This is a genomic window from Limibacillus sp. MBR-115 (assembly GCF_040549425.1).
GTDB lineage: Bacteria > Pseudomonadota > Alphaproteobacteria > Kiloniellales > CECT-8803 > Limibacillus > Limibacillus halophilus.
Genome location: NZ_JBEPTJ010000001.1, coordinates 548649 through 558975 on the forward strand (window position 1 = coordinate 548649; position 10327 = coordinate 558975).

Sequence of the window (10327 nt, forward strand, 5' to 3'; positions counted from 1 at the left end):
CGGGACCTCAATGATCGCCATTTCGCGCTCGCACCCTCAAAAATGTTCGCGCAACCAGCCGCCGACACGCCCCAAGAAGGGCAAGTCGGCTTGTTGTGTCATTCCGCCGTCCTGTACTGCTGCCGCCTGCGCCTGCACGCGGGGCATCACCTCCAGAATGCGCTCCGCCTCGATGGCGTAGAGCACAAGCCCGGCAGTGACTGCATGGGCCGGACCCGCCGTTGCCTCCGCCAAACCAACGATTCCGCTGGGGCGGCCGATGCGAATCTTCCTATCGAGGATCAGGGCGGCCATATCGTTGACCCCCGGCAGTTGGCAGGCCCCGCCGGTTAACACCACGCGGCGCCCGCCTAAGCGGTACATGCCGCTTTGCTCCAGGCGCGAGCGCACCAGTTCGAAGGTTTCTTCCAGACGCGGTTGTATGATTCCGTTCAGGAGCGAGCGAGGCACCTGATGCACCGATCCCTCGTCGTACTCGCCAACCTGGGGCACGTCGATCAGTTCGCGATCATCGGCACTGGCGGCGATCGCGTGGCCATAGAGTGTCTTGATTCTCTCGGCATGCGCCACCGGAGTCGAAAGCCCGCGCGCAATGTCGGTCGTGACGTGCAGGCCGCCGACCGGCAGCACATCGGTATGGATGACCTTGCCCTCGAAGAACACGGCGATGGAGGTTGTCCCGCCGCCCATGTCGATGAGCGTAACGCCAAGATCCCGCTCGTCCTCAACCAGAACGGAAAGGCCGGACGCATAGGGCGCGACCACAAAGCCACCGACTTCCAGATGGCAGCGCTCCACGCAGTTCACGAGGTTTCGTACCGGGCCGCTCCCGGCGGTCACCAAATGAAGATCTACCCCCAGTCGCTCACCCACCATGCCGCGCGGATCGCGGATACCGCGGCTTCCGTCGACCGAATAAGCCAGAGGGATTGAATGAACCAATTCGCGCCCTTCGCCAATGTGCCCGTTCAGATAGCTGGGTTCATGTCCCAGGCTCAGGGCGCGGCGCAGATCCCGATCTCCCACATGTGACCCATCCAGGGCCACTTCGACGGCGATCTGTCGCGACAGCGGCTTGCCGCTGGAAAGCCCCAGCACGACGCGCTCGATAGTGTCGCCCGCCATCTGTTCGGCGGCATGGACGGCATTGCGGATAGCAACCTCCGCGGCCTCCATGTCGACAATCGCGCCATTCTTGATGCCACGACTGGCCTGCTGGCCAATCCCCAGCACGCGGGGAGCGGCGCTCTGGCCGCCGCTGCCGGTCTGCGCGATGAAACAACAAACCTTGCTCGAACCGACATCGAGTGCTGCGATAAGTCCGTTCCGGTTGCTGCCTGGGCCCTTCTTCATTGCTTGCTTCTTTCTCTTGGTATGATCTCGGTCATGTCGCTTGACCGGGTTTGCTGTCTTGCTCGCCTTCGATGCCACCCGGAATGCCGTGCAAGATCATCCGGTCAGGCAATCTGAGGTCGATGATGCGGACGTCGCGCTCCAACAACCCATGTTCACGCGCCAAACGCGCGAGTTGGCTGTAAGCCGCCTTCTCGCCGCTTTCGGGAAGCTGCACGTCGATATCGCCCAGTAAGCGGAGGTTCCACCGCCGTCCGCCGACACGCACCGCGGCGGTGACGAGACGCCCCAGGTCCGGCTCGCTGTCGAGCAGGCGCACGAGTTGACCCGCGTGACCCGGCGCATCCGGGCCGACGATCAGAGGTAAGGCAGCGAACTGTCGGAGATCCCGCACAGGAACGGCTTCGCCGTTGCGGTCGATCAGCGTGACTTTGCCGCGGTTCTGCCACAACGCGAGCGGCTCGCGCTCACGAAGCTCAATGACCAGGCTGCCGGGCAAGCGGCGACCGACTGAGGCCTCCGCAACCCAGGGCAAGGCCGCCAGCCTGTCGCGGAGGTCTGCCAGATCGTAGGCCAGGATCGGTTGTCCCTGCCGCACATCGAGAGCGGCCAGCAGTTCTGCTTGCGAAGTCCGGTTCCGGCCTACGACCAGCAAGTCCTGCAGAGCCATCCCCGCCTCAGCCGTCTGCTCCATCACCTCGACACGAAGCTCGTCCCAACCGCGCTGAGGCACCCCGGATTCCCAAAGCAGCACGCCGCCCAGCAGCAACGAAGCAGTACCGAGCCCGGCTCCGCCGCGCCGCAGAACCTTGCGTGTCAAAAGGGACCGCCAACCAGCCGTGCGCCGCTGCGTTCCTGTTTTGGCAGAGGCGCGTTTCTTGCTACGGGCCGGGGGGTTCATGCTCGACATAGTGCCTCCTCCACGATCCACTCGACCAATTCGCCAAAAGGAATCCCCACGTGAGCCGCCTGCTCCGGCACCAAACTCAACGGGGTCATGCCTGGCTGGGTATTGACTTCGAGAATGATGAGTCCGTCCTCGCCAAGATCTTCGTCGAAACGGAAATCAGCGCGGCTGACGCCACGGCAACCCAATGCGCGATGCGCCGCCAGCGCCATCTCCATGACCTTTTCCGTCAATCCGTTCTCGAGAGGCGCCGGCAAAAGATGGTCGGCTTTTCCATCGGTGTACTTGGCGGTGTAGTCATAGAAACCCTGACGGGGCCGAATTTCAGTCACCGACAAGGGACGCTCCCCCATCACGGCAACGGTCAACTCCCGACCCGGAACAAAGCGCTCCACCATCACTTTGTCGCCATAAGGCCAACGCTCTTCATCAAGAACCAGGCTGTTGGCGCCGGGCATGATGATCTCCACACCCACGCTCGACCCTTCTGCGACCGGCTTGACCACATAGGGACGCGGCATGACATCGCCCGCCAGAACCTCCGCGCGGCTGGCGATGATGCTTTCGGCGACCGGCAATCCCGCTGCGACGAAAGACTTCTTCGCGACGCCCTTATCCATCGCCAACGCCGAGGCAAGGACACCGGAATGGGTATAGGGAATGTCGAGCAGTTCAAGCAGCCCCTGCACGCAGCCATCCTCACCCCAATGGCCGTGCAGCGCATTGAAGACGACATCGGGCTTTGGCTGGAGAGCCGACACCATTTCCGCCACGCCATCACGCGGATCGATTTCCAGAACATCATGGCCGCGTTCACGCAGTGCCTTGGCACAGGCCTTACCGCTGACAAGGGAAACCTCACGCTCTGCGGAGCGGCCTCCCAACAGGACGGCGACGCGATGCACGTTCATCGCGCACCTCCTTTCGCCGCCACGCCGATCCGGCGAATTTCCCATTCCAGATCGACGCCGCTTGATTCCTTTACCCGCCGTCTCACCTCTTCGCCGAGGCCTTCCAACTCGGCCGCCGTCGCGCCGCCGGTGTTGATCAGGAAGTTGCAGTGCATCTCCGACACCTGGGCAGCGCCCATGCGAAGTCCGCGACAACCCGCGGCATCGATAAGCTGCCATGCCTTGTGCCCGACCGGATTCTTGAAGGTGGAGCCACCGGTCCTGGTTTTGACCGGCTGACTCTCTTCGCGTTGGGCCTGGATAGTCGCCATCATGCCGCCGATAACCTGGGGATCTCCCGGGCGTCCCTGCAACCAAGCGCGGGTAAAAATCCAATCCGCAGGCGCATCGCTGTGACGGTAGGACATGCCCAGGTCGCAAGGCGTTACCCGGTGAATCCTGCCGCGACGATCAATCGCCTCGGCTTCAATCAGGACATCCTTGGTCTCGCTGTTGTAGGCCCCGGCATTCATGCGCAGCGCCCCACCCAAAGTTCCGGGCACACCGCAGAAAAATTCCAGTCCCGCAATCGATGCGGCGTGGGCGGCCTTGGCCACCGTCAGATCGAGCGCGGCAGCCCCCGCCTCCAGGACGTAATCATCCAAGGCCCGCATCTTGGCGAAAGCGGCGCCCAGGCGAATCAGAACACCGGGCACACCGCCGTCACGAACCAAAAGGTTGGACCCAACGCCCATTACCGTCACCGGCACATCGATCGGCAGCCCCTTCAAGAACATCGCCAGATCTTCCATGTCGGCGGGCTTGAACATCACTTCGGCACAGCCTCCGACACGGAACCACGTAATGCGGTCCAAAGGGGCGTCCGCGGTGACACGGCCGCGCACTTCAGGCAAGCGCTCGATCAAGGGTGGCTGCGGACTGCGGAGAGCGGCGTTCATCGGACCGCCTCCCGGCTTTGAAAAGCCTCCAGTTGTTGCGGCAAGCTCTGGGCCCAGGCAGTAATGTTGCCGGCACCCAGGCAAACCACCAGGTCGCCGGGACGGGCAATGGCTTTGATCGTCTCCGGCAATGCCTCGGGACCTGAAAGCGCCGTTACGTGCCGGTGCCCGCGGTCATGCAGTCCTTCGACGAGCGCATCCTTACTCGCCCCTTCGATGGGTTCTTCGCCAGCGGCATAGACGTCGGCCACGACGACATGATCCGCATCGTTAAAGCAGGTGCAGAAATCAGCGAAGAGGTTGGCAAGGCGGCTGTAGCGATGCGGCTGCACCACCGCGATGACGCGCCCCTTGGTAGCGGCGCGCGCGGCTTGGAGAACCGCGGCGATCTCAACCGGATGATGCCCGTAGTCGTCGATCACCGTGATGCCACCGGACTCGCCGGTTTTGGTGAAGCGCCGTTTTACGCCGCTAAAGACAGCAAGGCTCTTGCGCACCACCTCGGAATCAATGCCCATCTCCAAGGCCACGGCGATCGCAGCCAAGGCGTTTGAAACATTGTGCTTCCCAAACATCGGCAGATGCAGACTGCTGATCTTGGTTTCCTGTCCGGTCACGCGGTCGCTGACGGTAACATCGAAAATCTGGCCGTTGCTGTCGCTGCGCAGATTCTCACCACGAACTTCCGCTTGCGGCGAAAATCCATAGGTAATTAGGCGGCGGTCGGTGACCTGACCGATCAAAGCCTGCACCTGTGGATGGTCGATGCAGACGACCGCGAAACCGTAGAAGGGCACGTTGGAGACAAAGCTCTCGAATGCCTCGTGCAACGACTCCACCGAGCCGTAGTAGTCCAGGTGTTCCGGATCGATATTGGTGACCACGGCGATGGTGGCAGGCAGCTTCACGAAACTGCCGTCGCTCTCATCGGCCTCGGCAACCAGCCATTCGCCCTGTCCCAAGCGCGCGTTGGTGCCATAGGCGTTGATGATGCCCCCGTTAATGACGGTCGGATCGAACTCGGCGCCGTCCAACAATCCTGCGACCAGCGAGGTCGTCGTCGTCTTGCCGTGAGTTCCGCCAACCGCAATCGACCACTTCAGCCGCATCAATTCACCAAGCATCTCGGCCCGGCGCACAACAGGTACGAAGCGCGCGCGCGCCGCTTTGAGCTCTGGGTTGTCAGCCTTGATCGCGGAAGAAACAACCAGAACCTGGATGTCTTCGACGTTCTCGGCACGATGGCCGATGACCACCTCAATGCCCAGCTTGCGAAGGCGGGCGACGTTTGCGTTCTCGGCGATATCGGATCCCCGAACCTGATAGCCAAGATTATGGAGGATCTCGGCTATTCCACTCATGCCGATTCCGCCGATCCCGACGAAGTGCACCGTTCCGATATCGAGAGGCATGGCCCTCATGCGGCGTCCTCCTCTCGAATCTGTGGAGCGGAATCGTTCTGATCCGGCAACAGGCCGGTCGCGCTAAACACCACTGCAGCGAGACGCTCGGCCGCTCGTTCCTGACCGAAGGACCTCGCCGCCGACGCGGCGTTAGTCAATGTTTCGGGCGCCGACAGCAGGGTTTCCAGGCGCTCCGCCAAATGCGGGCCGGAGAGATTGGATTGCGCTAGCAACCAAGCGCCCCCCGCCATCGATAGGCTGCGTGCATTTGCCGCTTGGTGATCGTCGGCGGCAAAAGGATAGGGCACCAGGATTGCCGGTCGACCGGCAATCGACAACTCAGCGATGGTCGACGCGCCGGCCCGCGCGATTACCAGGTGTGCCTTGGCCAACTGCTCGGGCATATCGTCAAAGAAGGAGCGCAGATCAGCGGTCACCCCGCAGGCGGCATAGCGTGCCGCAATCTCTTCAAGACCATTGCCGCGAACCTGCTGGGCGATGTGAAGCCGATGCCGTTGGGATTCCGGCAGGCGTTCGATCGCGTCCGGGACGGCCTCGTTCAAGATGGTCGCTCCCTGGCTGCCGCCGATGACCAGCAGATGCAACGGCCCATCCGCGCCTGGTGCGCGATAGGGCGCCGCACGCAGCGCGGCAATCGCGGGACGCACGGGATTGCCGGTCAACACGGTTTTGCCGCTTTCGCGCTCGTCGAAGCCCTTAACTTGTTCGAAGCAGGTTGCTATGGCGCGTGCTTTTGCCGCCAGGAAGCGATTGGCGCGCCCGGCCACCGCATTCTGTTCATGGAGGACAATCGGGCAGCGTAGATATCCGCCCACCAGCACAGGAGGTACAGATGCATAGCCGCCGAAGCCCACGACCGCATCGGGCCGGCGCCTTACTAGATAAAGAAAGGCCTGAAGCGTGCCAATTGCCAGATTGAAGGCACCCTTTGCCTTGGCCAGGAAGTCGCCCCCTGCAAGCGCGCCGGAACGCAGATGGCGCGTCTCCACGGTATCCTCGAACCCGGCACCGAAACCGCCGCCGCGCTGATCGGTCAACAGGGCGACCCGCCAGCCGTGTCCCAGTAGTTGCTCGGCCAGCGCGCGGGCCGGGAACATGTGGCCGCCCGTGCCGCCAGCCGCGAGAACCGCGAGTTTTTGGCGTTGGGCGCTCATAGGTTCTCCTCCAAAGAGGAGCGTCGGCGTGTCAGCGCCAACAGCATGCCCATGCCAAAAGCCAGTGCGAGGAGCGATGACCCCCCATAAGAGATAAAGGGCAGGGTCATGCCCTTCGTGGGCATGAGGTGCAAAGTCGACCCCATATTGATCAGTGCCTGAAGCCCGAACTGGAAGACCAAACCGGCTGCTGCCAGCATCACGAAAAGGCTGTTTTCACTCCAGATGCGCGACATACCGCGAAGCACGACCACAGCGAACAGCGCCACAATGAACAGGCAAACCAATGCCCCGAATTCCTCGCCAGCAACGGCAAAGATGAAGTCGGAATGAGAATCCGGGAGCGAATTCTTGATTGTTCCCTCGCCCGGCCCGCGCCCCAGCAATCCACCGTTCATGAAGGCTTCGAGGGACCGGTTAATCTGAAAGCGATCACCCGCCTGCGGATCAAAGAATGCATCGATGCGCGCGGTCACGTGCGGCAGCATGAAGTAGGCGCCGATCAGACCGACTATCCCCAGAACAATGAGGCCGGCCACCAGGATCAAGGGCAATCCGGCCAGGAAGAACTGCCCGGCCCAAACTGCGGTCACCACGACGGTCTGGCCGAGATCCGGCTGCGCCAGTAGCAAAGCCACGACCACGGTGTAGAGAAAGGCCGATATCCAAGTGCCCGGGATCGAGTTTTCCTCATCCTTGGCTGCCGCGAACATCCAAGCTGCTGTAACCGCGAAGGTCGGCTTAATGAACTCGGAAGGCTGCAAGGAGAAGCCTGCGATTGAAATCCAACGCACCGCGCCCTTGATCTCGGTCCCAACGAGCAAGGTGACAACAAGCACGGCAATGGTCCCCAGGAACCCAAGGACGGCAACGCGCCGCACCCACTTCACGCTGAGGAGCGAGGTTCCTACCAGGATGGCTGCCGCCAGCGGCACCAGTACGAGTTGGCGCTTGGCTAGATGGAATCCATCCAGCCCGATGCGACCGCCAGCAGCGGGAGATGCGGCCAGCGTCAGCACCACGCCGAAGATCATCAGCACGCCCAGCGCGAGCAAAGTCCAACGGTCGACGGTCCACCACCAACGACCCAGGATGCTCGTATCGGTGCGGGCGAAGCTGCTCATTGACCACCTCCCGCCTGGCCTGCGCCGACAGTTGAGGCTGCTTTCTCCAACTCCCTGACCGCATCAATAAAAGCCTTGCCGCGGGCTTCGAAGTTCGCGAACTGGTCAAACGACGCGCAGGCAGGCGACAGCAGCACCACGGGAGCCGACCGCCGCTCCGCCGCCGCCAGGGCTTGCGCCTTGACGACGGCGGAGGCGAGGTCGCCGCAGGAATGCGTCGCCACCTTGCCTTCCAACTCCTTGGCGAAGGTTTCGGCGGATTCGCCGATTAGGAAGGCATGGGCAATCTTCGGGTAGTAGGCTTCGAGACCGGCAAGGCCGCCCTCTTTGGCCCGTCCCCCCAGGATCCAATAGATATCGTCGTAACAGGCCAGCGCCTTTGCGGCTGCGTCGGCGTTCGTCGCCTTGGAATCGTTGATGTAGCGGATGCCGTCGATCTCACTCACCAGTTGCTGACGATGCGCCAGACCCGGGAAAGAGCGGATACAGGCAATCGCAACCGGTGCAGGCACGCCGTGCGCCTTGCAAGCCGCGTAGGCGGCGGCGGCATTCTGCCAGTTATGCCGGCCGGGCAGATTCGGCACCTCATCGAGATTGAGAACCGGGAAGCCCTCGCCATCCATGTCGTCGTAGAGCACACGGTCCAGCACATAGACCCCACCCGGAACGGCTTCGCCCGACGCTGAAATCGGGACAACCCGCTGATCGTCCGCCTTTACGAGCGCTTTGTGGATTGCACGGCAATAATCGTCGTCGATCCCAATAACGGCGGTGCGCGGCTTGGTCTGACGACGGAAGATCTGCTTCTTTGCCGCGATGTAGCCCTCCAAACCGCCGTGGCGATCCAGATGATCGGGCGAAATGTTGAGCAGAACCGCAGTATCGAAGGTGATCGAGAAAATGCGCTCAAGCTGGTAGCTCGATAGCTCCAGGACATAGGTTCCGTCCTGATAAAGAGCGTCCAGTTGCAAAGCAGGTGTGCCGAGATTACCGCCCGTTTCAACCGCCGCACCACTCAGGCTCATTATATGGCCGATCAACGCCGTGGTGGTCGATTTACCATTGGTTCCGGTGACACCAAGGTAGCGCGCCTCGCGCTGTGCCCGCACCAGCAACTCGATATCGCAGACGATCTCGACATTGGCCGCACGCGCGGCTGCGGCAACGGGATGGGGCTCTGGGTACCGATCGGGGATGCCCGGCGAGAGCACCAGCGTCGGCACCTCGTCCCAGTTCATCTTATAGAGGTCGACCAGCGGAATATCGGCGGCGCGAGCCGCGGCGCGGGTATCCTCGTTGTCATCCCAGGCCCGCACTTCGGCTCCGGAAGCGATGAGCGAGCGGGCAGTCGCGATGCCGGACTTACCCAGACCCATCACCGCCACCGGGAACCCACTCATGTAGAAGAGGTCGATCATCTGGCCGTCACCTAATCTTCAAGGTTGAAAGGCCGATCAGGGCCAGGATGGACGCGATGATCCAGAAGCGGATAACGATGGTCGGCTCCGCCCACCCCTTCTTCTCGAAGTGATGGTGCAGCGGCGCCATACGGAATACGCGCTTGCCGGTCATCTTGAAGGATGCGACCTGCACGATCACCGATACCGTTTCCAAAACGAAGAGCCCGCCGACGATGGCAAGGACCAGTTCGTGCCGCGTAATCACCGCTATGGTGCCCAGCGCCGCGCCGCAGGATAGCGAGCCGGTATCGCCCATGAAGACCATGGCCGGCGGCGCGTTGAACCAGAGGAACCCGAGACTGGCGCCAACCAGCGCGGCGCAGAAAACCGCCAGTTCACCCGACCCCGGCACACCGTGCAACCCCAGATAGTTCGCAAAGACTGCATTGCCGACGAGGTAGGCGATCAGGGCGAAGACGCCGGTGGCGATCATCACGGGAACGATAGCCAACCCGTCCAGCCCGTCCGTCAGGTTCACCGCATTGGCCGAACCCACCATGACAACGGCGGCGACCGCCAGGAACAGCCAACTCAGATTGAGCAGCGCATCCTTGAAGAACGGCAAGGCGAAACGGAACTGCAGATGCTCGGGACTGATGACCGTGATCCAGTAAGCAGCGGCCACGGCGATACCGATTTCCAGAACCAACCGGAGCTTTCCGGGCAAACCTTTGTGAGACCGGCTGGTCAGTTTCTTGTAATCGTCGACGAAGCCGATCGCACCGTAGCCGCCTGTCACCAGCAGCACGATCCAAACGTACTGGTTCGAGAGGTCAGCCCACAACAAGGTGGAGATGGCGACCGCGAGCAAGATGAGAACACCGCCCATGGTCGGCGTCCCCTTTTTGGTCAGCAGGTGCGTCTCCGGCCCGTCCTCACGAATCGGCTGGCCTTCCTTCTGCTTGGCCTTCAGCCAGTTGATTACCCATGGCCCAAGCACGAAGGACAGGATCAGCGCAGTGATAACGGCGCCGCCGCCACGGAATGTCAGATAGCGGAAGAGGTTGAAGAAGATGAAGTCCTCAGCCAGCGGGGTCAGGAGATTGTAAAGCATGA

Annotated in this window: 9 protein-coding genes; all 9 read right to left on the reverse strand. The window is 62.1% G+C overall.

The genetic code is table 11. The features are described 5' to 3' along the window. Positions 1-36: 36 nt before the first annotated feature. From ftsA to mraY, 9 genes are read right to left on the reverse strand one after another with little or no spacing between them, the layout of a single operon-like run. A complete protein-coding gene (ftsA, locus tag ABIE63_RS02585) occupies positions 37-1353 on the reverse strand; it encodes a cell division protein FtsA (RefSeq protein WP_354502543.1) in 1317 nt (438 codons plus the stop codon). Positions 1354-1384: 31 nt separating this feature from the next. Further along, the gene (locus tag ABIE63_RS02590; protein WP_354502545.1) at positions 1385-2263 is read right to left on the reverse strand and encodes an FtsQ-type POTRA domain-containing protein; all 879 of its coding nucleotides are present in this window, start codon (positions 2261-2263) and stop codon (positions 1385-1387) included. Continuing rightward, positions 2251-3171, reverse strand: coding sequence for a D-alanine--D-alanine ligase (locus ABIE63_RS02595; protein WP_354502547.1), 921 nt, complete (start codon positions 3169-3171; stop codon positions 2251-2253). Before ABIE63_RS02595 ends, ABIE63_RS02590 begins: the two co-directional genes overlap by 13 nt. Next, complete coding sequence (gene murB, locus ABIE63_RS02600; RefSeq protein ID WP_354502549.1) at positions 3168-4109, reverse strand: UDP-N-acetylmuramate dehydrogenase; 942 nt, start codon at positions 4107-4109, stop codon at positions 3168-3170. The genes ABIE63_RS02595 and murB overlap by 4 nt, the downstream gene beginning before the upstream one ends. Beyond that, the gene (gene murC / locus ABIE63_RS02605; RefSeq protein ID WP_183415640.1) at positions 4106-5530 is read right to left on the reverse strand and encodes a UDP-N-acetylmuramate--L-alanine ligase; all 1425 of its coding nucleotides are present in this window, start codon (positions 5528-5530) and stop codon (positions 4106-4108) included. Before murC ends, murB begins: the two co-directional genes overlap by 4 nt. After that, on the reverse strand, positions 5527-6687 hold the full coding sequence (gene murG, locus ABIE63_RS02610; RefSeq protein ID WP_354502551.1) for an undecaprenyldiphospho-muramoylpentapeptide beta-N-acetylglucosaminyltransferase: 1161 nt from the start codon (positions 6685-6687) through the stop codon (positions 5527-5529). The genes murC and murG overlap by 4 nt, the downstream gene beginning before the upstream one ends. Further along, positions 6684-7811, reverse strand: coding sequence for a putative peptidoglycan glycosyltransferase FtsW (locus ABIE63_RS02615; protein WP_354502553.1), 1128 nt, complete (start codon positions 7809-7811; stop codon positions 6684-6686). The genes murG and ABIE63_RS02615 overlap by 4 nt, the downstream gene beginning before the upstream one ends. Continuing rightward, positions 7808-9229: a UDP-N-acetylmuramoyl-L-alanine--D-glutamate ligase gene (murD, locus tag ABIE63_RS02620; RefSeq protein ID WP_354502555.1), complete on the reverse strand. Its 1422-nt coding sequence runs from the start codon at positions 9227-9229 to the stop codon at positions 7808-7810. The genes ABIE63_RS02615 and murD overlap by 4 nt, the downstream gene beginning before the upstream one ends. 7 nt (positions 9230-9236) lie before the next feature. After that, positions 9237-10325, reverse strand: a complete 1089-nt coding sequence (mraY, locus tag ABIE63_RS02625; RefSeq protein WP_183415644.1) for a phospho-N-acetylmuramoyl-pentapeptide-transferase — start codon at positions 10323-10325, stop codon at positions 9237-9239. Between the last annotated feature and the right edge of the window lie 2 nt (positions 10326-10327).

Bases quoted from the DNA above. Each gene is read 5' to 3' on its own strand.
- murC (WP_183415640.1), bottom strand. From the start codon at position 5,530: ATGAGGGCCATGCCTCTCGATATCGGAACGGTGCACTTCGTCGGGATC.
- ABIE63_RS02590 (WP_354502545.1), bottom strand. From the start codon at position 2,263: ATGTCGAGCATGAACCCCCCGGCCCGTAGCAAGAAACGCGCCTCTGCC.
- murB (WP_354502549.1), bottom strand. From the start codon at position 4,109: ATGAACGCCGCTCTCCGCAGTCCGCAGCCACCCTTGATCGAGCGCTTG.
- ABIE63_RS02615 (WP_354502553.1), bottom strand. From the start codon at position 7,811: ATGAGCAGCTTCGCCCGCACCGATACGAGCATCCTGGGTCGTTGGTGG.
- ABIE63_RS02595 (WP_354502547.1), bottom strand. From the start codon at position 3,171: ATGAACGTGCATCGCGTCGCCGTCCTGTTGGGAGGCCGCTCCGCAGAG.
- ftsA (WP_354502543.1), bottom strand. From the start codon at position 1,353: ATGAAGAAGGGCCCAGGCAGCAACCGGAACGGACTTATCGCAGCACTC.
- mraY (WP_183415644.1), bottom strand. From the start codon at position 10,325: ATGCTTTACAATCTCCTGACCCCGCTGGCTGAGGACTTCATCTTCTTC.
- murD (WP_354502555.1), bottom strand. From the start codon at position 9,229: ATGATCGACCTCTTCTACATGAGTGGGTTCCCGGTGGCGGTGATGGGT.
- murG (WP_354502551.1), bottom strand. From the start codon at position 6,687: ATGAGCGCCCAACGCCAAAAACTCGCGGTTCTCGCGGCTGGCGGCACG.